The 22,303-nt window shown below is 71.4% G+C and carries 20 protein-coding genes and 1 riboswitch; of the genes, 12 read left to right on the forward strand and 8 right to left on the reverse strand.

Annotated elements, in window-relative coordinates; all coding sequences use genetic code 11:
* Positions 1 to 76 precede the first annotated feature (76 nt).
* From AC07DI_RS07285 to AC07DI_RS07305, 5 genes are all read left to right on the forward strand, one after another.
* On the forward strand, positions 77 to 1,015 hold the full coding sequence (locus AC07DI_RS07285; RefSeq protein WP_384256869.1) for a MurR/RpiR family transcriptional regulator: 939 nt from the start codon (positions 77 to 79) through the stop codon (positions 1,013 to 1,015).
* 103 nt (positions 1,016 to 1,118) lie between these two features.
* A complete protein-coding gene (gene murQ, locus AC07DI_RS07290) occupies positions 1,119 to 2,129 on the forward strand; it encodes an N-acetylmuramic acid 6-phosphate etherase (RefSeq protein WP_478902783.1) in 1,011 nt (336 codons plus the stop codon).
* Positions 2,130 to 2,181: 52 nt separating this feature from the next.
* Positions 2,182 to 2,469, forward strand: coding sequence for a type II toxin-antitoxin system Phd/YefM family antitoxin (locus tag AC07DI_RS07295; protein ID WP_478902784.1), 288 nt, complete (start codon positions 2,182 to 2,184; stop codon positions 2,467 to 2,469).
* Positions 2,466 to 2,735 carry a type II toxin-antitoxin system RelE family toxin gene (locus tag AC07DI_RS07300; RefSeq protein ID WP_478902786.1) on the forward strand — a complete coding sequence of 90 codons (270 nt, stop codon included), beginning with the start codon at positions 2,466 to 2,468 and terminating at the stop codon, positions 2,733 to 2,735. The genes AC07DI_RS07295 and AC07DI_RS07300 overlap by 4 nt, the downstream gene beginning before the upstream one ends.
* Positions 2,736 to 4,575: 1,840 nt before the next feature.
* Positions 4,576 to 5,850, forward strand: coding sequence for an esterase/lipase family protein (locus AC07DI_RS07305; protein ID WP_478902788.1), 1,275 nt, complete (start codon positions 4,576 to 4,578; stop codon positions 5,848 to 5,850).
* An 87-nt stretch (positions 5,851 to 5,937) separates the two neighbouring features.
* On the opposite strand, the gene groL is transcribed toward AC07DI_RS07305, so the two are convergent.
* The 4 genes from groL to thrC all read right to left on the reverse strand — a co-directional run bounded on the left by groL (position 5,938) and on the right by thrC (position 10,187).
* Complete coding sequence (groL, locus tag AC07DI_RS07310; protein ID WP_384256858.1) at positions 5,938 to 7,563, reverse strand: chaperonin GroEL; 1,626 nt, start codon at positions 7,561 to 7,563, stop codon at positions 5,938 to 5,940.
* A 319-nt stretch (positions 7,564 to 7,882) separates the two neighbouring features.
* Positions 7,883 to 8,086 carry a cold-shock protein gene (locus tag AC07DI_RS07315; RefSeq protein ID WP_005315736.1) on the reverse strand — a complete coding sequence of 68 codons (204 nt, stop codon included), beginning with the start codon at positions 8,084 to 8,086 and terminating at the stop codon, positions 7,883 to 7,885.
* 419 nt (positions 8,087 to 8,505) lie between these two features.
* Entirely contained in the window at positions 8,506 to 8,781 is a 276-nt protein-coding gene (locus AC07DI_RS07320; protein ID WP_478902789.1) for a MoaD/ThiS family protein, read from the reverse strand.
* Between the two features lie 110 nt (positions 8,782 to 8,891).
* A complete protein-coding gene (gene thrC / locus AC07DI_RS07325) occupies positions 8,892 to 10,187 on the reverse strand; it encodes a threonine synthase (protein WP_478902790.1) in 1,296 nt (431 codons plus the stop codon).
* Between the two features lie 17 nt (positions 10,188 to 10,204).
* Positions 10,205 to 10,350, reverse strand: a riboswitch (SAM riboswitch).
* A 142-nt stretch (positions 10,351 to 10,492) separates the two neighbouring features.
* Here thrC and AC07DI_RS07330 point away from each other — a divergent pair.
* Positions 10,493 to 11,437 (forward strand): glucosyl-3-phosphoglycerate synthase, encoded by a 945-nt coding sequence (locus AC07DI_RS07330; protein WP_384256851.1) that lies wholly within the window; start codon positions 10,493 to 10,495, stop codon positions 11,435 to 11,437.
* Between the two features lie 131 nt (positions 11,438 to 11,568).
* Positions 11,569 to 12,978, forward strand: a complete 1,410-nt coding sequence (locus AC07DI_RS07335; RefSeq protein WP_478902792.1) for an alpha,alpha-trehalose-phosphate synthase (UDP-forming) — start codon at positions 11,569 to 11,571, stop codon at positions 12,976 to 12,978.
* A 25-nt stretch (positions 12,979 to 13,003) separates the two neighbouring features.
* Here AC07DI_RS07335 and otsB read toward each other — a convergent pair whose 3' ends face one another.
* From otsB to AC07DI_RS07350, 3 genes are read right to left on the reverse strand one after another with little or no spacing between them, the layout of a single operon-like run.
* The gene (otsB, locus tag AC07DI_RS07340; protein WP_384256847.1) at positions 13,004 to 13,879 is read right to left on the reverse strand and encodes a trehalose-phosphatase; all 876 of its coding nucleotides are present in this window, start codon (positions 13,877 to 13,879) and stop codon (positions 13,004 to 13,006) included.
* A gap of 19 nt (positions 13,880 to 13,898) precedes the next feature.
* Entirely contained in the window at positions 13,899 to 14,222 is a 324-nt protein-coding gene (locus AC07DI_RS07345) for a DUF3263 domain-containing protein (RefSeq protein WP_478902794.1), read from the reverse strand.
* Positions 14,223 to 14,260: 38 nt separating this feature from the next.
* The gene (locus AC07DI_RS07350; protein ID WP_478902796.1) at positions 14,261 to 15,526 is read right to left on the reverse strand and encodes an ABC transporter substrate-binding protein; all 1,266 of its coding nucleotides are present in this window, start codon (positions 15,524 to 15,526) and stop codon (positions 14,261 to 14,263) included.
* Positions 15,527 to 15,834: 308 nt separating this feature from the next.
* Between AC07DI_RS07350 and AC07DI_RS07355 the strand changes: the two genes are divergently transcribed.
* The 5 genes from AC07DI_RS07355 (at position 15,835) to AC07DI_RS07375 (ending at position 21,147) form a co-directional block, all read left to right on the forward strand.
* Positions 15,835 to 16,728 carry an SIS domain-containing protein gene (locus AC07DI_RS07355; protein WP_478902797.1) on the forward strand — a complete coding sequence of 298 codons (894 nt, stop codon included), beginning with the start codon at positions 15,835 to 15,837 and terminating at the stop codon, positions 16,726 to 16,728.
* A 273-nt stretch (positions 16,729 to 17,001) separates the two neighbouring features.
* Complete coding sequence (locus AC07DI_RS07360; RefSeq protein ID WP_478902799.1) at positions 17,002 to 18,003, forward strand: ROK family protein; 1,002 nt, start codon at positions 17,002 to 17,004, stop codon at positions 18,001 to 18,003.
* Positions 18,003 to 19,148, forward strand: a complete 1,146-nt coding sequence (nagA, locus tag AC07DI_RS07365; protein WP_384256837.1) for an N-acetylglucosamine-6-phosphate deacetylase — start codon at positions 18,003 to 18,005, stop codon at positions 19,146 to 19,148. Before AC07DI_RS07360 ends, nagA begins: the two co-directional genes overlap by 1 nt.
* A 159-nt stretch (positions 19,149 to 19,307) precedes the next feature.
* Complete coding sequence (locus AC07DI_RS07370; protein WP_478902801.1) at positions 19,308 to 20,249, forward strand: 1-phosphofructokinase family hexose kinase; 942 nt, start codon at positions 19,308 to 19,310, stop codon at positions 20,247 to 20,249.
* 49 nt (positions 20,250 to 20,298) lie between these two features.
* Positions 20,299 to 21,147 carry a class II fructose-bisphosphate aldolase gene (locus AC07DI_RS07375; RefSeq protein ID WP_478902803.1) on the forward strand — a complete coding sequence of 283 codons (849 nt, stop codon included), beginning with the start codon at positions 20,299 to 20,301 and terminating at the stop codon, positions 21,145 to 21,147.
* Positions 21,148 to 21,212: 65 nt separating this feature from the next.
* Here the strand turns inward: AC07DI_RS07375 and AC07DI_RS07380 are convergent, their stop codons facing one another.
* Entirely contained in the window at positions 21,213 to 22,220 is a 1,008-nt protein-coding gene (locus tag AC07DI_RS07380; protein WP_384256831.1) for a carbohydrate-binding protein, read from the reverse strand.
* Between the last annotated feature and the right edge of the window lie 83 nt (positions 22,221 to 22,303).

The raw sequence follows: 22,303 nt of genomic DNA on the forward strand, positions 1-22,303 counted from the left end.
GACAACGCGCCGACAGGACGGAGCCCGCGGCCTTCGGGGTCTTGACCGGTCAACAGTCCGAAAATACCTTTCAGGCGTGACCCATAGCGTGAAGGAAATTTTCGCGGACGTCGCGCCGCCCGCCCCCGCCGCCCTCGCGGCGAAGGTGCGGACGCTGGCGCCGTCGATGACCCGCTCCATGCAGCGGGTCGCCGAGGCCGTCGCCGGTGATCCCGCCGGATGCGCCGCCCTCACGGTCACCGGCCTCGCCGAGCTCACCGGCACCAGTGAGGCGACGGTGGTCCGCACCGCCCGCCTCCTCGGCTATCCCGGCTACCGTGACCTGCGCCTCGCCCTCGCCGGACTCGCCGCCCAGCAGCAGTCGGGCCGCGCGCCCGCCGTCACCGCGGACATCGCCGTCGACGACCCCATCGCGGACGTCGTCGCCAAGCTCGCCCGCGACGAGCAGCAGACCCTCGCCGACACCGCCGCCGGACTCGACACCGTGCAGCTCGGCGCCGCCGTCGCCGCGCTCGCCACCGCCCGCCGCGTGGAGATCTACGGCGTCGCCGCGTCGGGGCTCGTCGCCCAGGACCTCGCCCAGAAGCTCCTGCGCATCGGGCACATCGCGCACGCGCACTCCGACCCGCACCTCGCCGTCACCAACGCGGTGACGCTCCGCGCGAAGGATGTCGCCATCGCCATCACCCACTCCGGGTCCACGGGCGACGTGATCGAACCCCTCCGCGTCGCCTTCGAGCACGGCGCGACGACCATCGCCGTCACCGGCCGGCCCGGCGCCGCCGTCTCCCAGTACGCCGATCACATACTGACCACGTCCACGGCCCGCGAGAGCGAGCTGAGGCCCGCCGCGATGTCGTCCCGCACGAGTCAACTCCTCGTCGTGGACTGCCTGTTCGTGGGCGTCGCCCAGCGGACGTACGAGACGGCGGCGCCCGCGCTCGCCGCCTCCTACGAAGCGCTCGCCCACCGCCACAGCCCGCGCGGCAACAGCAACGGCAACCGCAACCGCTGAACCGGCCACCGAACCGTCGAACCACCGAACCACCGACCGCCAGCCGCCCGACCCCGCGTCGCCCCCCCTTGGCCACGAGAGACACGGAAGAGCCGCAGACGCCATGACCTCCACCACCGACGCCCCTGACGCCCCCGACGCAACCCCCTCCCACCAGGACGACAACCACAACGCCACCTACGGAGAGCTGCGCGCCCAGCTCGCCACCCTCACCACCGAGGCGTTCCGGCCCGAGCTCTCCGAGATCGACCGGCTGCCCACCCTGGAGATCGCCCGGATCATGAACGGCGAGGACGCCACCGTCCCCGCCGCCGTCGCCGAACAGCTCCCCGCCATCGCCGTCGCCATCGACGGCACCGCCGAGCGCATGGCCCGCGGCGGCCGGCTCGTCTACGCGGGCGCGGGCACCGCGGGACGGCTCGGGGTGCTCGACGCCTCCGAGTGCCCGCCCACCTTCAACACCGACCCGAGCGAGGTCCTCGGCCTCATCGCGGGCGGCCCGAGCGCCATGGTCAAGGCGGTCGAGGGCGCCGAGGACAGCAAGGAGCTGGCGGCGGCGGATCTGGACGGCCTGGACCTCACCGCGGACGACGTCGTCGTCGGCATCTCCGCCTCCGGACGCACCCCGTACGCGATCGGCGCCGTCGAGCACGCCCGCGAGCGGTACGGCGCGCTCACCATCGGCCTCTCCTGCAACGCGGACAGCGCGCTCGCCGCCGCCGCCGAACACGGCATCGAGGTCGTCGTCGGCCCCGAACTCCTCACCGGCTCCACCCGCCTCAAGGCGGGCACGGCCCAGAAACTCGTCCTCAACATGCTGTCGACGATCACCATGATCCGGCTCGGCAAGACGTACGGGAACCTGATGGTGGACGTGCGCGCGTCCAACGACAAGCTGCGCGCCCGCTCCCGCCGCATCGTCGCCCTCGCCACCGGCGCCGCGGACGACGAGATCGAGGCCGCCCTCGCCGCCACCGACGGAGAGGTGAAGAACGCCATCCTCACCATCCTCGGCCGGGTCGACGGCCCCACCGCCGCCGACCTGCTCACCTCCTCGGACGGCCACCTCCGCGCGGCCCTCGACCACGCCGCCACCCGGCCCCCCGCCGAGTAGACCCCCGGCGACCAGCCCCGCACGTGTACACACCGGTGTGTACGCTTGAGGTATGAGTGAGTACGTCACCATCCGGGAAGCCCGCGCCCACCTCGCCGAGGTCGTCGACAAGGCCGAGGCGGGGGAGGTGACCGTACTGACCCGCAAGGGGAAGCGTGTCGCCGCCCTGGTGCCCATAGAGGTACTGGACGCGCTGGACGAAGCGGCCGACGAACTCGCGGCACGTGAGGCCGAACGCCACCGTGACGATCCCACCGTCGGCATGGCAGAACTCCTGGCGGACCTCTTCGAAGGCGACGGCAAGGACCACGGCGCCACCACCGCGGGCGACGCCGCGTGAAGTACGCCTTCCGCTTCACCACGCACGCGCAGCGCCAGCTCCGGTCCATCGACCGGCAGGACGCCATGCGCATCCTCACCGCCCTCACCTCGCTGGGCGAGGACCCGCACCGCGACGACGCCGACACCACGAAGCTCGCCGGGCACGACGGTCTATATCGCCTCCGTGTCGGCAGCTTCCGCATCGTCTACGAAATCCGGAACGACGTCCTGGTCATCCTCGTCGTCCACGTCGGCAATCGCCGGGACGTGTACCGCGGCCTGTGAACCTGGATGATCCCGCTCACCGGGCCGGGCCTGGACCTGTCGGTTCAGTTCAGCTCCTTGTCAGTGGCTCATTCATCGGCCAACTGCGCCGCGAGCTGGTCCGCTTTCGTGACGCGCATCAAGCAAGCCGGGGGCTTCGGTGGGCCGGGAACGTTGATGGTCACCGGGGCCGTCCGGGGTTTTGCGGAGTGTGGCGGTTCCGGGCCGGGAGTAAAGGGCGCTCCGCTGCGCTGCGCGTCGGCTGCGCCGATTCCGCTGCGCTCCACCCTTGACTCCCGTCCCTCCACCGCACGTTGGCTTTGACCCGGACGCCCAGGGGTGGGGCCGCCGGGGGGCGTGGGATGGGTCATTCCCTTTCGCCGCCGGGTGCGGCCCGGTCCAACGCGAGCCGACGTTACGGTCCGGGCTCGGCTGCCCCAGCGGCCCAGCCGCTCGGGCCATCAGCCATCGCTGCCGGGTGCGGCCCGGCTCAACGCGAGCGCACGCTACGGCCCCGGCTGGGTCGGCCAGGCGGCGTCGCCGCTTGGGCCATCCCTTTGCGCTGCCGGGTGCGGCCCGGTCCAACGCGAGCGCACGCTACGTTCCCGGCTCGGCTGCCCCTGCGGCGTCGCCGCTCGGGCCATCCCCTCGCGCTGCCGGGTGCGGATCGGCCCATCGTGGGCGGGCGCCAGGGTCGCGCTCGGTCAGACCATTCATCGCCGGGCGGTCGCCTGCCGCTCCGGGGCACCTACTTTGGGAAAGTTGCGAATGGAGTCGCCGCGCGCCCCCTCCTCACTCCCAATGCGCCGCCCCGGATGGGAGTCTGCCGAGGCGCATGAGGCAGCGCGCGAGGCGTGGCAGGAGGGCGCGCGATGGACCGCTTCGCAACTTAGCGAAAGTTGATGCCCCCCCCCCGGGCGATAGGTCGCGTATCCGAGACGGGCGGGGCGTGCGGGGCGTGACAGGGGGGCGCGCGGCGGATGGATTCGCAACTTTCCCAAAGTAGATGCCGGACCGGGCGGCGACCCGAGTGTTCGGCAGCACCCCGGGCGCGTGACGGTGACTCACGATGGGCCGGTCCGCACCCGGCCGTGAAGGCTGATGACCCGAGCGGCGAGGCGGCAGGGGCAGCCGAGCCCGGACCGTGACGTCGACTCGCGTTGGACCGGGCCGCACCCGGCAGCGCAAAGGGATGGCCCGAGCGGCTAGGCCGCAGGGGCAGCCGCGCCCCGACCGTGACGTCGGCTCGCGTTGGACCGGGCCGCACCCGGCGGCGAAAGGGAATGACCCATCCCACGCCCCCCCGGCGGCCCCACCCCTGGGCGTCCGGGTCACAGTCAACGTGCGGTGGAGGGACGGGAGTCAAGGGTGGAGCGCAGCGGAATCGGCGCAGCCGACGCGCAGCGCAGCGGAGCGCCCTTTACTCCCGGCCCGGAACCGCCACACTCCGCAAAACCCCGGACGGCCCCGCCCACCCCCAAAGGCACCGGCCCACCAAAGACGCCGCCCAAGACCCACCCCCCGCCCCCTCCACTTCACGACATAGTTCCCCCGGTTCGAGGCGGGCCTCGCGAGAGACAAGGACGCCAGGTTGGCCGACGCGCCAGCACCCGTAGCGCCCGCACCCGCCAACAGCCCCCGCACACCCCTGGCCAGGCCGCCGAACCCCAATCGCCCCACCCGTAAACGGCCGAACCCGCCCTGTCCGAAAGGACCCCCGCGCCCGTCCGAATCGGGGACTCCCCCTACCCGGCGACTACCGCACGTACCAAAGATGGCACCGCACGTAACCGGGGCACGGCCACGCATGCCCCTACCCGTACGCGTACGCCATCGAAGCGCACAACCGGAGGGGACCCTCATGAGCAAGCCCACCGATCCCAACGCGTCGAACGAACCGCATGAGCCCGCCGACCCGCAGATCGCCGAAGCCTTCGGGGTCGCCGCCCGCATCACCCTGGCCCCCGGCCCGAGGGAGGCCAGGGAGGCCCCCGCGGCCGCGCCGGAGCCGGATGACGAGTGGACGCTGCCGAACGGCAGGGCCTGGGTGTACCTGGCCGACCCCGCCCAGGGGCTGACCCGCCCCGTCATCCTCGGCGACGGGTTCAACAGCGGGCCCAGCGAGCTGGACTTCTCGTGGGAGATCCTGGAGCGCGGCCCGTACCCGTTCGTCAGCGAGCTGCGCCGACGCGGCTACGACGTCGTCCTGCTCGGTTTCGACGAGCGCAGCGCGTCCATCCTGGAGAACGCGCAGGTCGCACGGTCCGCCATCTTCGAGGCGATCGCGCGGCGCCGGGGCGACCGGCCGCTGACGGTCGGCGGGTTCAGCATGGGCGGTCTCGTCACGCGGTACGCGCTCGCCAAGATGGAGCACGACGGCGAGAACCACCAGACGGCCCTCTACTTCTCGTACGACAGCCCGCACCGCGGCGCCTGGATCCCCATCGCGCTGCAGTCGTTCGCGCACTACATCCGGCGTCTCAACGCGGCGTTCTCGAACCAGATGAACAGCCCGGCCGCCCGCCAGCTCCTGTGCCGGCACATCGCCGAGTGGGACGACACCCCGGAGACGGACAAGGAGCGGGTGGAGTTCCTCGCCGAGCTGGACCGCGTCGGCGGCTGGCCCCGGCAGCCCCACACGATCGGCGTCGCCAACGGCGTGCGCACGGGCGAGGGCAACGGCATCCGCGGCGGCGAGAAGGCGTTCCGCGGCAAGGGCCTCGCCATCACCGGCACCCGCCTGCACACGCAGTCCGCGGGCGAGAACCAACTCGTCGCGCAACTGCGGGTGGTGACCCTGCGCAAGCCGCAGATCCGCACCTCCGGCCTGCCCGAGACGGACGGCGCCCCCGGCGGCACCCTGGAGGGCTTCGGCATCCTCGCCGACGAGCTGGACAAGATCCCGGCGATCATCGGGTTCGGCTCCGAGGCGGACATCCGCGAGCACTGCTTCGTGCCCGTGGTCAGCGCGATCGCCCTGCGCGACATCGACACCCACGAGAAGCTGTACTCCCCGGTCACCGCCTCCGCCGAGGAGGAGAGCGAGCTGGACGAATTCCTCTGCGCGTCGCGGAACGAGCCGCACACCCTGGTGACGGAAGAACTCTGCACCTGGATCCTGGACCGTCTGCCGTAGGAGCGGGAAACGCCCGAGGGCGGCACCCCTTCGTGAGAAGGAGTGCCGCCCTCGGTACGTGAAGGACAGTGATCAACCAGAGGTCGATCAGAAGTCCATGTCACCGCCCGGCATGCCGCCGCCGGCCGGGGCAGCGCCCGCCTTCTCCGGCTTGTCGGCGATGACGGCCTCGGTGGTGAGGAACAGCGCGGCGATGGAGGCGGCGTTCTGCAGGGCAGAGCGCGTCACCTTCGCCGGGTCGAGGATGCCCTCGGCGATCATGTCGACGTACTCACCGGTCGCGGCGTTCAGGCCGTGGCCGACGGTCAGGTTGCGCACCTTCTCGACGACGACGCCACCCTCGAGACCGCCGTTGACGGCGATCTGCTTGAGCGGGGCCTCCAGGGCGAGCTTCACGGCGTTGGCGCCGGTCGCCTCGTCACCCTGCAGGTCCAGCTTCTCGAAGACCGAAGTGGCCTGGAGGAGGGCGACGCCACCACCGGCGACGATGCCCTCTTCGACGGCCGCCTTCGCGTTGCGGACGGCGTCCTCGATGCGGTGCTTGCGCTCCTTGAGCTCGACCTCGGTCGCGGCACCGGCCTTGATGACCGCAACACCGCCGGCGAGCTTCGCCAGGCGCTCCTGCAGCTTCTCGCGGTCGTAGTCGCTGTCCGAGTTCTCGATCTCGGCGCGGATCTGGTTGACGCGCCCCTGGACCTGGTCGCTCTCACCGGAGCCGTCGACGATGGTCGTCTCGTCCTTGGTGATGACGACCTTGCGGGCGCGGCCGAGCAGGTCGAGACCGGCGTTCTCCAGCTTGAGGCCGACCTCCTCGGAGATGACGGTGCCACCGGTGAGGATGGCGATGTCGCCGAGCATGGCCTTGCGGCGGTCACCGAAGCCCGGGGCCTTGACGGCGACGGACTTGAAGGTGCCACGGATCTTGTTGACGACCAGGGTCGACAGGGCCTCGCCCTCGACGTCCTCGGCGATGATCAGCAGCGGCTTGCCGGACTGCATGACCTTCTCGAGGAGCGGAAGGAGGTCCTTCACGTTCGAGATCTTGGAGTTGACGATCAGGATGTACGGGTCGTCGAGCGACGCCTCCATACGCTCCATGTCGGTGGCGAAGTACGCCGAGATGTAGCCCTTGTCGAAACGCATGCCCTCGGTGAGCTCAAGCTCCAGACCGAAGGTCTGCGACTCCTCGACGGTGATGACGCCTTCCTTGCCGACCTTGTCCATCGCCTCGGCGATGAGCTCGCCGATCTGGGTGTCGGCGGCGGAGATGGAGGCCGTCGAAGCGATCTGCTCCTTGGTCTCCACGTCCTTGGCCTGCTCGAGCAGGGCGCCGGAGACAGCCTCGACGGCCTTCTCGATGCCGCGCTTGAGGGCCATCGGGTTGGCGCCGGCGGCCACGTTGCGCAGACCCTCGCGCACCAGGGCCTGGGCCAGGACGGTCGCGGTCGTCGTGCCGTCACCGGCGACGTCGTCCGTCTTCTTCGCGACCTCCTTGACCAGCTCGGCGCCGATCTTCTCGTACGGGTCCTCGAGCTCGATCTCCTTGGCGATGGAAACACCATCGTTGGTGATCGTGGGGGCGCCCCACTTCTTCTCGAGGACGACGTTGCGACCCTTGGGGCCCAGGGTCACCTTGACGGCGTCGGCGAGCTGGTTCATGCCGCGCTCGAGGCCGCGCCGTGCCTCCTCGTCGAACGCGATGATCTTGGCCATGTGAAGTGGTCCTCCCGGACGGGGTGGAAACGCAAACGGATCGTGCCCGCGCCCGCGACGGACGGCCTGCGTGCCGTGTGGTTCCTTGCCCCACGCGGCTCGCGGGCCTCGCTGACCCGACCCAAGTTCTGTCACTCTCACTCGTAGAGTGCTAAGCCCAATGATTAGCACTCGACCCCTGCGAGTGCAAGCGCCTCTCAAGGATCCCCGCCCCGCCGCCGGGCGCGCGCCGGGCGCGCCCCGCACACACGAGGGGCCCGTACCCCTGTTGGGATACGAGCCCCTCGCGATGCTTGCTTCGGTGGTCGGTCGCGCCGAGCTAGACGGCGAGCTTGACCATGTCCGCCTGCGGACCCTTCTGGCCCTGCGAGATCTCGAACTCGACTCGCTGACCTTCTTCAAGGGTGCGGTACCCGTCCATCTGGATCGCGCTGTAGTGGACGAAAACATCCGCACCACCGTCGACCGCGATGAAGCCGTACCCCTTCTCCGCGTTGAACCACTTGACGGTGCCCTGAGCCATGCCTAACTCCCCTATTACTGGCCCTTGCACAGGACCGCACTTCGCGGACCCGGGTCAGACCTCACCCCCCAATGCCTGGGGGTGTGCGCCGGAACGCGTCGACCGCCGCTGAATGTATCTGTCCAACTGCCGTCTGCAACAGGTCAATCGGACGAGAATTCTGGGCACGCCCGAACGGTAATATGCGGAGAATTCGCCAGGATTCAGGGCAAGTCGGGCCATACGAAAGCCGCATAAGGTTCACATGGGCAGCGCTCTTTGGCTACTTCTTGTCGGCCCGGGCCGACTTCGTATATGCACACGGCATTAACGGCGAAGCACTCTTCCCAACTGTACCGCGCTCAACCATGCAGAATTGCCCCCTCCGTTTCTCGGCGGAGAGGGCAATTCGGGTTACGCAGGCTTCTTGCGGAAAAGGATCAGCCGCCGGCGACGGCCGGAATGATCGAGACGCCCGCGCCGTCCGGGGTGGCCGTCTCCAGGCCCTGTTCAAAGCGGACGTCGTCGTCGTTGACGTACACGTTCACGAAGCGGCGCAGCTTGCCCTGGTCGTCCAGGACGCGGGCCGCGATGCCGCTGTGCTTCTTCTCCAGATCGGCGATGACCTCCCCGAGATTCGCCCCCTCGGCGGCAACCTCGGCCTGCCCGCCGGTGTAGGTACGAAGGATGGTGGGGATACGGACGTTGACGCTCATGGGTTCACCTCAGAAGTACGGGGGCGGGGCGCCCCTGGAAGGGGCGCGGGGAACTGCGCGAGGACGGACCACGACCGGCGGTCGACGACGCCGATCAGGCCCTACGGCGACTAGCCGGCGAGCCCCGCGGAGCGAAACGCCTCAAGGCTCGGCTTGATCGTGGCGGTGGCCTGCGACGTATCGGCGACCGCGTCAAGCGTCTTGAGGCCATCACCCGTGTTGAGGACCACCGTGGTCAGCGAGGGATCGATGAGGCCCGCCTCGACGAGCTTCTTCGTGACGCCCACCGTCACCCCGCCCGCGGTCTCCGCGAAGATCCCTTCCGTGCGGGCGAGAAGCTTGATCGCGTCGACGACCTGCTCGTCGTTCACGTCCTCCACCGCCCCGCCCGTGCGGCGCGCGATGTCCAGGACGTACGGCCCGTCGGCGGGGTTGCCGATGGCAAGCGACTTGGCGATGGTGTTCGGCTTCTGGGGGCGTACGACATCGTGGCCCGCCTTGAACGCCGCCGACACCGGCGAACAGCCCTCCGCCTGAGCACCGAAGATCTTGTACGGCTTGTCGGCGACGAGGCCGAGCGCGATGAGCTCCTTGAGCCCCTTGTCGATCTTCGTGAGCTGCGATCCCGACGCGATCGGGATGACGAGCTGGTCGGGCAGCTCCCAGCCGAGCTGCTCGCAGATCTCGTACGCGAGGGTCTTGGAACCCTCGCCGTAGTACGGCCGCAGGTTGACGTTGACGAAGCCCCAGCCCTCGCCCAGCGGGTCGCCGATGAGCTCGGAGCAGAAGCGGTTGACGTCGTCGTAGTTGCCCTCGATGCCGACGAGCTCACCGCCGTAGACCGCGGCCATGACGACCTTGCCCTGCTCCAGGTCGTGCGGGATGAAGACGCAGGAGCGGAAGCCGGCGCGGGCGGCGGCGGCGCCGACGGCGCCCGCGAGGTTGCCGGTGGAGGAGCAGGAGAGGGTGGTGAAGCCGAAGGCGCGCGCCGCTTCGAGGGCCTGGGCCACGACGCGGTCCTTGAAGGAGTGCGTGGGGTTGCCGGAGTCGTCCTTGACGAACAACTTGCCCTGCTGGACGCCGAGTTCGGCGGCGAGGTTGTCGGCCTTGACGAGCTTGGTCCAGCCGGGGTTCAGGTTCGGCTTGTCGGCCACGTCGGCGGGGACGGGGAGGAGCGGGGCGTAGCGCCAGATGTTGGCGGGGCCGGCCTCGATCCGCTTGCGCAGGGCTTCCGGGTCGCCGAGGGGCAGGTCGTACGCGACTTCGAGGGGGCCGAAACACTCGACGCAGGCGAAGATCGGACCGAGCGGGAACCTGGTGCCGCATTCCCGGCAGGAGAGGCCCGAGGCGGGACCGAGGTCTACGGGAGAGGTGGTGCTTTCGGTGGCGACGGTCTGCACAGCCATGGAGGCGAGGCCCTTTCTCCTCATCTTCCTCGCGACGCATTTCGCCGCGAGACGGAATTGGCACCTTCCCTAGCCGGGAGCCTCGCGACGATGACGTACGAGACCGACTGGATGGTTGCCGGGGCTTCAACGGGCCGTATCCCTCTGCCCCTCTGGATGAGCGGTATTCGATTGTTGATCTCAACGCCGTGGTGACCCCGGCATGCGATGGTCTCCGGCGTTGTTCAAGACTGTAACCGAAGCCCCGGACCCTTGAGATAGTCGTCCGAACCGCGAGATGGATCACATATGGGAGGACCGCGACCGTGCTGGAAGAGGCCGAGCACTGGCTGAGCAGGCGTTCCTGGTCCGTCGCCGATCGTCCGCTGGACCTTCTGACCGCCGCCAAACGTGCCTCGGGCACCTCGGTGAGTGTCGTGCTGCCCGCGCTCGACGAGGAGGGGACGGTCGGCGAGATCGTCGCCGAGATCCGCCGCGCCCTGATGGAGCGGGCCCCGCTGGTCGACGAGCTCGTGGTGATCGACTCCGGCTCGACGGACCGTACGGCCGAGGTCGCGGCGGCGGCGGGCGCCAAGGTCGTGCACCGCGACGAGATCCTGCCGCGTGTCGCGGCCGTACCCGGCAAGGGCGAGGTGCTGTGGCGCTCGCTGCTCGTGACGAGCGGGGACGTCGTCGCGTTCGTCGACGCGGATCTGCGGGAGTTCTCCGCGGACTTCGTCTCGGGGATAGTGGGCCCGCTGCTCACCGACCCCGACGTGGCCTTCGTGAAGGCGATGTACGACCGTCCGCTGGGCGAGGCCGCGGGCCAGGGCGGCCGGGTGACGGAGCTGATGGCGCGCCCGCTCCTGAACATGCACTGGCCGCGCCTCGCGGGGTTCGTCCAGCCGCTGGGCGGCGAGTACGCGGCGCGCAGGTCGCTCCTCGAGCGGCTGCCGTTCCCCGTCGGGTACGGCGTGGAGCTGGGGCTGCTCGTCGACGCGCTGCACACCGTGGGCCTGGACGCACTCGCGCAGGTCGACGTGGGGGTGCGCAGGCACCGCCATCAGGACGGGCAGGCGCTCGGCCGGATGGCGGCGGCCATCTACCGCACGGCGCAGCTGCGGCTCGCGCGCGGCCATCTCGTACGTCCCGAACTGACGCAGTTCGAGCGGGGCGAGCACGGCTTCGTCCCGCGGACGTACGCGGTCGACACCGAGGAGAGGCCGCCGATGACGGACGTCGCGGAGTACGCGCACCGACGCGTGGCGTGACCGCGGTGGCCGGTGAACCGCCCGGCCCGCATGATCCCGCCCCCACCGGGCACGGAACACATTCCAGCCGGGCGCCACGCGGAGTCCGGTCGTACGTTTGCCCGGCCCCTGGACGGGCTACGTGTTGCCACATGGTCTCCGAGTCCGCATCCACAGCAGCAGCGCAGGTACTGGTCGCGTCCAACCGCGGCCCCGTCTCGTACACCGTCGAGGAGAACGGGGAGCTGAGCGCCAGACGCGGCGGCGGCGGCCTGGTCTCCGGGCTCAGCGCCATCGGCGGCGACGCGGACGCCCTGTGGGTGTGCGCGGCGCTCGGCGACGGCGACCGCGAGGCGGTGCGGCGCGGCGTCGGGGAGCCCGGCGTACGGATGCTGGACATCGACGCGCGGGTCCACGCGGACGCGTACAACGGCATCGCGAACTCGGTGCTGTGGTTCGTCCACCACATGCTCTACCAGACCCCGCTGGAGCCGGCCTTCGGGCCGGAGTTCCGCGCGCAGTGGGCGGCGTACGAGGCGTACAACCGCGCGTTCGCCGAGGCGCTGGCCGCGGAGGCGGCGCCGGGGGCGGCGGTCCTGGTGCAGGACTACCACCTGACGCTGGTGCCGGGCATGCTGCGGGAGCTGCGCGACGACGTGCGCATCGGCCACTTCTCGCACACGCCGTGGGCGCCCGTGGACTACTTCAGGATGCTGCCTGACGACGTGGCGGAGCAGGTGCTGCGCGGGATGCTCGGCGCGGACCGGCTCGGCTTCCTGACCGGGCGGTGGGCCGACGCGTTCACCGAGTGCTGCGTGCGGATCGTCGGCGGGACCTCGGGGACCCGGATCGGGGTGCACGGGCTCGGCGCCGACGCGGACTTCCTGCGGGAGCGCTCGCGGCGGGACGACGTCGAGGAGCGGATGCGGACGCTGCGGGAGCAGGCGGGCGAGCAGGACGGCGAGAACCGGAAGCTGATCGTCCGGGTGGACAGGACGGAGCTGTCCAAGAACATCGTGCGGGGCCTGCTGGCCTACCGCGAGCTGCTCGACACCCACCCCGAGTGGCGCGAGCGCGTCGTGCACGTCGCCTTCGCCTACCCCTCACGGCAGGACCTCTCGGTCTACCGCGACTACACCGCGGAGGTCTCCCGGGTCGCAGAGTCGATCAACTCCGCGTACGGGACGCCCGGCTGGACCCCCGTCCTGCTGCACGTCGACGACGACTTCGCGCGCTCCCTCGCCGCCTACCGCATGGCGGACGTGGCCCTGGTCAACCCCATCCGCGACGGCATGAACCTCGTCGCCAAGGAGGTCCCGGTGGTCTCGGACGAGGGCTGCGCGCTGGTGCTCTCGCGGGAGGCCGGCGCCCACGAGGAGCTGGGCGAGGACGCGATCACGGTCAACCCCTACGACGTGACGGGCACGGCACAGGCCCTGCACACGGCGCTCACCATGGCCCCCGAGGAGCGGGCCGAGCGCACCAAGCGCCTGGCGTCGGCGGCCACGGCGCTGCCGCCGGCCCAGTGGTTCCTGGACCAGCTGCGGGCGCTCACGGGCTGACGCTCGGCCCGCGACCGGACGGCGCTCAGCCGCCGACGGCCGCCGCGATCGACGAGAGCAGCTCCACGACCCCCGCCGGGCCGTCCACCACCAGGTCGGCCCGGCCCGTCAGCTCCTCGACCTCCGCGCTGCCGCTGCACACGAGCAGGCCCGCGACACCGTCCGAGCGGAGCTTCTCCACCGCGCCGAAGGCGGGCAGGTCGCCGAGGTCGTCGCCCGCGTAGAGGACGGACTCGGCCCCCACCTCGCGCAGGTACTCCTCCAGGGCCACGCCCTTGTCCATGCCGGGCGGCCGCAGTTCGAGGACCATCCGGCCCGGCTCGACGATCAAGCCGTGCCGCCCCGCGAGCTCGGCGAGCGGCTCGCGCAGCGTCTCGTAGGCGGCCTGCGGGTCCGCGGCCCGGCGCGTGTGGACCGCGACGGCCCGGCCCTTCTCCTCTATCCAGGTGCCGCGCCAGGCGCCGATCGCGTCGAGGAACCCGGGCAGCTCGGCGCGGACGGCCGCGACGCCGGGGTGCGGTTCGGCGGCGTGCACCGTGCCGGTGACGGCGTCCCAGCGCTCGGCGCCGTAGTGCCCGAGGACGACGAGGTGCTCAAGACCCGCCGCGCCCGCGAAGCCGCCGTAGCGGACCGCGACACCCGCCGGGCGGCCCGTGACCACGGCGACCGACCGCAGGCGCGGGGCGAGCGCGGCGAGCGCGGGCACGGCGCCGGGGTGGGCGCGGGCCTGTTCGGGGTCGGACACGATCGGCGCGAGCGTGCCGTCGAAGTCGAGCGCCACGACGGCCCGTCCGGGCCGGGCGAGGAGGGCGGCGAGACCGTCGCGCCCTGCGGGCGTCACGGGCTCGGGCAGGCCGGGACGTCCGGGCCTGTCGGGCTGCGTGTACGTAGGGTCACCCATGGGCCCGACCTTAACCGGGTCAGCGCTCGTCGCGCCGTGACTCCCGCACGCGACGCAGCCGATTGACCGTAATCGGGTCGTGGGCGAGCGCGCGGGCGTCGTCGAGCAGGGCGTTCAGGAGCTGGTAGTAGCGGACCGGCACCATGCCGAGCTCCTCGCGGATGGCGCGCTCCTTGGCGCCGGGACCGGGCCACGAGCGCCGCTCCAGGGCGAGGACGGCCCGGTCGCGCGCGGAGAGGGCGGATGGGCCCCCCGGGTCCTGCGGGTCCTGTGAACCCTGCGGATCCCGTGAACCCTGCGGGTCCTGAGCACTCTGGTCGCCCTGATCGCCCTGGTCGCTCATACCGACACGCTAGCCCTACGCCTGCTCCTGCCGTCGCCCTACTCGGCGTTCTCCTCGGTCACCGCGCGGTTCTGGATGCGCTTGAGGACCGAGTCGGGGCTGCTGCCCTTCTCGACCGTCTTGCCGATCTCCTTCTTGATGTCCGCGGAGACCTGCGCCCAGGACGTCTTGCCCACCGGGTAGAGCTGCGAGGTCGGAAGCTCGTCGAGGAACTTGCCGAGCTCGGTGTGGCCGCGGTCCTCGGCCATCGCCTGCGAGGCGGAGGTCGTCACCGGCAGGATGTCGTACTCGTTCGAGAAGTCGAGCACGTTCTTCTTGCTGTAGACGTAGTCGAGGAACTTGCCGGCCTCCTTGCGGTGGCCGTTCTGCTTGAACGCCATCATCCAGTCGGCGACGCCCATCGTGGCCTGCGCCTTGCCGTTGATGCCGGGCGCCGGCACCATGCCGAACTTCACGCCCTTCTTGGCGGCCATCTTCATCAGCGTCGGGTGGCCGTTGAGCATGCCGACCTCGCCACGCGAGAACGCCGCGAAGGCCTCGGCGCGGTTCATCTCGCCGGGCGCGGTCGGGCCGGTCAGTCCCTGTCCGACGAGGTTGTCCCTGAGCCAGGTGAACGTCTTCGCGTTCTGCTTGGAGTCGACGTCGTACGAGCCGACGTTGTCGGTGTAACCGCCGCCGCCGCTGAGCATCCACATCAGCGTCTCGGCGGGCGCCTCCTCGGGGCCGAGCGGCAGCGCGTACGGGATCTTCACGCCGCGCGCCTTCAGGGCCTTCGCGTCCGCCTGCAGCTCGCTCCAGCTCTGCGGCGGGGTGAGGTGGGCGTCCTTGAAGAGCTTGGTGTTGTAGAAGAGCAGGCGGGTGGAGGAGGCGAACGGCATGCCGTACTGGATGCGGTTGACCTCGCCGGCCCGGGAGAGCGGGGCCAGGAAGTCGGCCTGGGTGGCGATCGAGAGGAGCTCGTCGGCCTCGTAGAGCTTGCCCTGCGCGGCGTAGTCGGCGTACGCGCCGATCTGCGCCAGGTCGGGGGCGTCGCCCTTCTTGACCATCTCCTTGACCTCGCGGTCCACGTCGTTCCAGGAGTGGACGGTCACGTCGATCTTGATGCCGGGGTTCTCCTTCTCGAATCCCCTGGCCAGCTTGTCCCAGTACTTCTTGGAACTGTTCGCCGCGGAGTCGCCGTAGTCGGCGGCCACCAGCTTGAGGGTGACGTCGCCGGAGTCGCCGGGACCGCCACAGCCGGCGAGTACACCCGCCATGCCAAGTGCGGCCACCGCCGCGGTCAGTCCTGTCACGCGCCGCTGCACAGCTGTCCCACCCTCATCGCTTCCGCGTTCCGGGGCGCTCTGCGCCCCAATGCCCTTGAACTGCGAGTTTCCCCCGAGTCCGGACACAAGGTCTACACCACCCGGATATCACTTGTGCAACGGCGGTCCCAGGGGCCACAGCGGCCCCGGCTCGGCGGGCCGCCATTGCCGGGCCGGTCGGGCTGCTGCTATGCACGTGACGTTCCTGCACAGCACGTCCCTGCACAGCACGTTCCTGCACAGCACGTTCCTGCACAGCACACCGGAAACCCCGCACCAGTCCCGCACTGACCGAGGAGCCTTGGCGCATGTCGCGTACCGCAGCAGAGATAGCCACCCAGCCCGCTTGCTGGCGACGGGCGGTGGAGGCGGCCGCCTCCTTCGAGGGTTTGCCGAAGCCGGGTGAGCGGGTCGCCGTCACCGGATGCGGGACGTCGTGGTTCATGGCCATCGCGTACGCGGCCCTGCGCGAGGCGGCGGGTCTCGGCGAGACGGACGCCTTCGCGTCCTCGGAGTTCCCGGCCGGACGGACGTACGACCGGGTCGTCGCCATCACCCGCTCCGGTACGACGACGGAGGTCCTGGAGCTCCTGAACCGGCTGAAGGGCAAGGTCGCGACGCTCGCGCTGACCGCCGACCCGAAGACCCCGGTCATGGACGCGGCGGACACCGTCGCCGTCCTGGACTGGGCCGACGAGGAGTCGGTCGTCCAGACCCGCTTCGCGACGACGGCCCTCGCCTTCCTGCGGGCCGGGCTCGGCGCCGTCCCCGGCCTCAAGACGGTGGACGAGGCGGCCCTCGACGCGGAACTCGCGGTGACCGAGCCGCTGCCGGCGCCGGTCCTTGGCGCCGAGCAGTGGACGTTCCTGGGGCGGGGCTGGACGTACGGGCTGGCGCTCGAAGCGGCGCTGAAGATGCGGGAGGCGGCGGGCGCGTGGACGGAGTCGTACCCGGCGATGGAGTACCGCCACGGCCCGATCTCCATCACCGGCCCCGGCCGGGTGACGTGGATGTTCGGCACACTGCCGGACGGCCTCGCGGGTGACGTGTCCCGCGTCGGCGGCGAGCTGGTCGCCCGCGAGGAGGAGGACCCCCTGGCCGACCTCGTCCGCGCCCAGCGCCTGGCGGTGGCCCTCGCGGAGTCCCGCGGCTTCGACCCGGACCGGCCGCGGAACCTTACGCGGAGCGTGATTCTGAGCTAGGGCCTGTCTTTGAACCCCCGTCTGCGCCCCGACGCCCGGCACGCGCCCTCGGCGCACGGACCGCCGCTGCGCCCGCGCTTCGCGCGGACGACGGGGGTTCAAAGACAGGCTCTAGGTGCCGGCGGGGCGCCTTGGACGGGGGCGGGGCTCGTTTCCCCCCGCCCGCGTCGCCGCCCCCACCCCAGGACACTCCCACCAAAAACCCCCACCCGCACCACGCCGACCCCAAAGTGGACTAGACCTCTCACGGGGTGACGCGCGAGACTGTCCCCCGTGAGACACGTCATCGCCCTCGATGTGGGCGGCACCGGAATGAAGGCCGCCCTGGTAGGGGCGGACGGCACCCTGCTGCACGAGGCGCGCAGGCCCACCGGACGCGAACGGGGCGCCGACGCCGTCGTGGAGGGCATCCTCGGCTTCGCCGAGGACCTGCGGGCCCACGGCATCGCCCACTTCGGCGAACCCGCCGCCGCGGCGGGAGTAGCCGTCCCCGGCATCGTCGACGCCGAGCGCGGCACAGCCGTGTACGCGGCCAACCTCGGCTGGAGCGACGTCCCTCTGAGGGACCTCCTCAGCACCCGCCTGGAAGGCGTCCCCGTGGCCCTCGGCCACGATGTCCGCACGGGCGGCCTCGCCGAGGGCCGCATCGGCGCGGGCAAGGGCGCCGACCGGTTCCTGTTCGTACCGCTGGGCACCGGCATCGCCGGCGCGATCGGCATCGGCGGCGCCATCGAACCCGGCGCCCACGGCTCGGCCGGCGAGATCGGCCACATCGTCGTACGCCCCGGCGGCCCGCCCTGCGGCTGCGGCCAGCGCGGCTGCCTGGAGCGGCTCGCCTCCGCGTCCGCGGTGAGCGAGGCGTGGGCCGAGGCGAGCGGCGACCCGCAGGCGGACGCCGCGGACTGCGCGAAGGCCGTGGAGTCCGGCGACCCGAGGGCCCAGGAGGTCTGGCGGAACGCGGTCGACGCCCTCGCCGACGGCCTGCTCACCGCCCTCACTCTGCTGGACCCGCAGACCCTGATCATCGGTGGCGGTCTGGCCGAGGCCGGGGAAACGTTGTTCACGCCGCTGCGGGCCGCCGTCACCGCCCGCGTCGTCCAGTTCCAGACGCTGCCGGACATCGTCCCCGCGGCCCTCGGCGACACCGCCGGGTGCCTGGGCGCGGGCCTGCTCGCCTGGGACCTCCTCGACCGAACACCCGCCACCCCACACCCCGACCGAGACCCCAACCCCCATCACGACACCGACACCGACCCCACGGAGGTAACCACCTGATGGCCACTAGCAAGAGCAAGGTTCTCGCCGGTGCCCAGGTGGTACTGCCCACCGGAACCCTCACCAACGGCCGAGTGATCGTCGACGGCACCCGCATCAGCGGAAGCGCCCCTGCGCACGCCGAGACCCTCGACCTCACCGGCCACTGGGTGGTCCCCGGCTTCGTCGACATCCACAACCACGGCGGCGGCGGCGCCTCCTTCACCTCCGGCACCGTCGAGGACGTCCTCAAGGGCGTCCACACGCACCGCCTGCACGGCACCACCACCGTCGTCGCCTCCACCGTCACCGGCGAGATGGACTTCCTCGCCGAGCGCGCCGCCCTGCTCTCCGAACTCGCCGAGCAGGGCGACATCGCCGGCATCCACTTCGAGGGCCCCTTCATCTCCCCGTGCCGCAAGGGCGCCCACAGCGAGGGCCTGCTCAGGCACCCCGACCCCGCCGACGTCCGCAAGCTGATCGACGCGGCCCGCGGCCGGGCGAAGATGTGCACGCTCGCCACCGAGCTGCCGGGCGGCATCGAATCCGTACGTCTCCTCGCCGAGCACGGCGTCATCGCCGCCATCGGCCACACGGACGCGACGTACGAGCAGACGGTGGAGGCCATCGACGCGGGCGCCACCGTCGCGACGCACCTCTTCAACGCCATGCCGCCCCTCGGCCACCGGGACCCCGGCCCGATCACCGCCCTCCTGGAGGACGAGCGGATCACCGTCGAGCTGATCAACGACGGCACCCATCTGCACCCCGCCGCCTTCGAGCTGGCCTTCCACCACGCGGGCGCGGCCCGTGTCGCGCTCATCACCGACGCGATGGACGCGGCGGGCTTCGGCGACGGCCGCTACATGCTCGGCCCGCTGGAGGTCGAGGTGAAGGACAGCGTGGCGCGGCTGGTCGAGGGCGGTTCGATCGCGGGCTCGACCCTGACCCTGGACCGCGCCTTCAAGCGCTCGGTGACCGTCGACGGGCTGTCCGTCGAGGACACCGTCCGCGCCATCTCCGCCAATCCGGCGAGGCTCCTCGGCATGTACGACACGGTGGGCTCCCTGGAGCCCGGCAAGGACGCGGACCTGGTGGTCCTGGACGCGTCGTTCGACGTCAAGGGCGTGATGCGCAAGGGCGAATGGGTGGTTGAGCCCCTCTAGGGCCGCTGCCGAAAGCCCCAACACGGGTGAACCGGCCACCCGTTCACTCGCCGCGTGACAGAAGGCGGTCGGTCCTCACCCCTGGGCCAACCGCCTTCCGTTTGGCATGATCAGGTTCGTGTACGGGTCGTCGGCAAGGCACTTCGGGGGGTGGCACGGATGATCCTCACCGTCACGTTGAACGCCGCCGTCGACCTGACCTACCGCGTGCCCGCCCTCACCCCGCACGCCTCGCACCGCGTCACCGAGGTGACCGAGCGCCCCGGCGGCAAGGGCCTGAACGTCGCCCGCGTGCTCGCCGCCCTCGGCCACGACGTGACGGTCACCGGTTTCGCGGGCGGCGACACCGGCCGCTCCCTGCGCGCGCGGCTCGCCACCGAACAACCCCGCGTCACGGACGCGCTCGCCCCGATCTCGGGCGCCACCCGCCGCACCCTCGCCGTGGTCGACGCGGCGACCGGTGACACCACCCAGCTCAACGAGCCGGGCCCGACCGTCACGCCCGCCGAATGGGCCGCCTTCCTGGCCGCCTACGAGGAGTTGGCGCACCGCCCGGGCACGGCGGCCATAGCGCTCTGCGGCAGCCTGCCGCCCGGCGTCCCCGTCGGCGCGTACGCCCTGCTCATACGCGCCGCACGCGCCGCCCGCGTCCCCGTCCTGCTCGACACCAGCGGCGAACCGCTGCGCCGCGGCGTCGCCGCCCGCCCCGACATCATCAAGCCCAACGCCGACGAACTCGCCGAGCTGACCGGCACCCACGAGCCGTCCCGGGCCACCCGCGACGCCCGCCGCAGGGGCGCGCACGCCGTGGTCGCCTCGCTCGGCCCCGAGGGGCTCCTCGCCGTGACGCCGGACGGCAACTGGCAGGCGCGGCCTCCCGAGCGCGTGCGCGGCAACCCGACCGGCGCCGGTGACTCGGCGGTCGCGGGGCTGCTCTCCGGGCTCGCCGAACAGCTGCCGTGGCCGGACCGGCTCGCCCGCGCCGTGGCGCTGTCGGCGGCGACGGTGGTGGCGCCGGTGGCGGGTGAGTTCGACCCCTCCGCGTACGAAGAGCTCCTGCCGCGGGTCGCGGTGAGCACCGCGGCGTCCGTACCCATGTAGAGCAGCCCACCGCACAACGGGGTGCAGCGCCCCGGGAATTGGGGAGCACGTGCCACTGGTCAGCACCGGAGAACTCGTCACGCGGGCGCGCGCGGCGGGGCACGGCGTCGCCGCGTTCAACGTCATCACCCTGGAGCACGCGGAGGCGGTCGCGCTCGGCGCCGAGCGGGCCGGAGCCCCGGCGATCCTGCAGATATCCGAGAACGCCGTGAAGTTCCACGGCGGCCGGCTCTCCGCGATAGCGGCGGCGACGGCGGCGGTGGCCCGCGCCTCCACGGCGCGGCTCTCCCTCCACCTGGACCACGTGACGGACGCCGAACTGCTGCGCGCGGCCCACCCGGAGGGCTTCAGCTCCGTCATGTTCGACGCCTCAAAGCTGCCGTACGGCGAGAACGTGAAGGCGACGGCGGACGCGGTGCGCTGGGGCCACGAGCGCGGCATCTGGGTCGAGGCGGAGCTCGGCACGGTGGGCGGCAAGGAGGGCGAGGCCCCGCTGGACGCGCACGCGCCGGGTGTCCGCACCGATCCGGTGGAGGCGGCCGCGTACGTGGCGGAGACGGGCGTCGACGCCCTCGCGGTGGCGGTCGGCTCCTCGCACGCGATGACGGAGCGCACGGCGTCCCTGGACCACGAGTTGATCGGCGCCCTCGCGGCGGCCGTGCCCGTGCCCCTCGTCCTGCACGGCTCAAGTGGCGTACCGGACGAGCAGATCCGCCGCGCCATCGCCTCCGGCATGGTGAAGATCAACGTGGGCACGGCCCTCAACACGGCGTTCACCGGCGAGGTCCGCGCCTACCTGGACGCCCACGAGAAGGGCGTCGACCCCCGGAAATACCTCGCCCCGGCTCGCGAGGCGATGGCCGGGACGGTGGCGGGCTTCCTGGGGCTGCTGACGTAACGCTGACGCAACCCCAGGAGGGCCCCATGGGGTCGCGGGGTCCGGCCTGATCCGAAAGACAGGCCCTAGCCGTTGCTGCCCTTCACGAGCCACATCTGGTCGATGTTCGCCCCGGTCGTCCCGCACAGGTCGCTCTGCGCGCAGGTGAGCGTGATGGTGTTGGTGCCCTTGGTGAGCTGGACCACGGCCCAGGTGTTGGTCCAGCCCTTGTCCCAGGAACCTTCCTCCGCGTGGGCGAAGTTCGTCATGTTCAGGGGGCGGGTCTGCTTCTTGCCGTTGACGAGGATGGTGGCGTTGGAGTCCTTGCCGGGCACGCCGTAGTTCACGCGCAGGCTGTACGAGCCGGACTTGGGGATGCCGTTGACGGTCCAGGTGACCTGGGCGCCGACCTTGTCGAACCCGGCCACGTAGACGCCGCCGTCCGCCTTGGCGCCCGCCACGTCGGACGCCGTCGTCGTGCCGCCCTCCAGCTTCAGGGCCTTCGCGTCCGTCTTGGGCAGGTCGACCTTCTTCTCGGGCTTCTTGCTCGGCTTCTCGCTCGGCTTGACGGACTCGGCCTGCGTCGGCTTCCCGCCGGCGTCCGTGTCGCCGCCGCTCTTGTCGTCGTTGCGACCGAAGATCATCGCGGCACCGATGCCGATGGCGACCACGGCCACCACGGCGATGGCGGCGATCAGCAGCCCCTTCGTGTTCGGCCCCCGGCCGCGGCCCCCGCCGCCGCCCGCGGGCGCGTACTGCGGCGAGGTGACGGGCGCGCCGCCTGGCTGGGCCTCCGGCGCGGTGTAGTGGGCGTTGGGCCGCCCATAGGGCTGCTGGGCCTGCTGCTGCGGCACCTGCTGGCCGTACGTCTGCTGCCCGTACGGCTGTTGGCCCTGCTGCGGCGTGTAGGGGCGCCGGTCGCCGACCGCCCTGACGTGGTTGTACGAGGAGCGGGGACCCGGGTACCCGTAGCCGCCCCCACCGCTGGGCGGGGTCGCTCCGGCCGCCTGTCCGTCCTCGTACAGGTAGCCGAACGGATCGTCGTCGCCCTGCGGCGCGCTCGGCGTGGTCTCGCCGTTATTGCCGGGCGTCATTCCCTGGTCACTCCCTCACATCGCTGACGCGGGGAGCCTACCCGGTCCGCACGGGCCCAAGGGGTGGCGTCCACCTCATCGAG

Source organism: Streptomyces sp. NPDC044106 (genome assembly GCF_056433985.1).

Bases quoted from the DNA above. Each gene is read 5' to 3' on its own strand.
- murQ (WP_478902783.1), top strand. From the start codon at position 1,119: ATGACCTCCACCACCGACGCCCCTGACGCCCCCGACGCAACCCCCTCC.
- AC07DI_RS07295 (WP_478902784.1), top strand. From the start codon at position 2,182: ATGAGTGAGTACGTCACCATCCGGGAAGCCCGCGCCCACCTCGCCGAG.
- AC07DI_RS07305 (WP_478902788.1), top strand. From the start codon at position 4,576: ATGAGCAAGCCCACCGATCCCAACGCGTCGAACGAACCGCATGAGCCC.
- groL (WP_384256858.1), bottom strand. From the start codon at position 7,563: ATGGCCAAGATCATCGCGTTCGACGAGGAGGCACGGCGCGGCCTCGAG.
- AC07DI_RS07315 (WP_005315736.1), bottom strand. From the start codon at position 8,086: ATGGCTCAGGGCACCGTCAAGTGGTTCAACGCGGAGAAGGGGTACGGC.
- AC07DI_RS07320 (WP_478902789.1), bottom strand. From the start codon at position 8,781: ATGAGCGTCAACGTCCGTATCCCCACCATCCTTCGTACCTACACCGGC.
- thrC (WP_478902790.1), bottom strand. From the start codon at position 10,187: ATGGCTGTGCAGACCGTCGCCACCGAAAGCACCACCTCTCCCGTAGAC.
- AC07DI_RS07335 (WP_478902792.1), top strand. From the start codon at position 11,569: ATGGTCTCCGAGTCCGCATCCACAGCAGCAGCGCAGGTACTGGTCGCG.
- otsB (WP_384256847.1), bottom strand. From the start codon at position 13,879: ATGGGTGACCCTACGTACACGCAGCCCGACAGGCCCGGACGTCCCGGC.
- AC07DI_RS07345 (WP_478902794.1), bottom strand. From the start codon at position 14,222: ATGAGCGACCAGGGCGATCAGGGCGACCAGAGTGCTCAGGACCCGCAG.
- AC07DI_RS07355 (WP_478902797.1), top strand. From the start codon at position 15,835: ATGTCGCGTACCGCAGCAGAGATAGCCACCCAGCCCGCTTGCTGGCGA.
- nagA (WP_384256837.1), top strand. From the start codon at position 18,003: ATGGCCACTAGCAAGAGCAAGGTTCTCGCCGGTGCCCAGGTGGTACTG.
- AC07DI_RS07370 (WP_478902801.1), top strand. From the start codon at position 19,308: ATGATCCTCACCGTCACGTTGAACGCCGCCGTCGACCTGACCTACCGC.
- AC07DI_RS07380 (WP_384256831.1), bottom strand. From the start codon at position 22,220: ATGACGCCCGGCAATAACGGCGAGACCACGCCGAGCGCGCCGCAGGGC.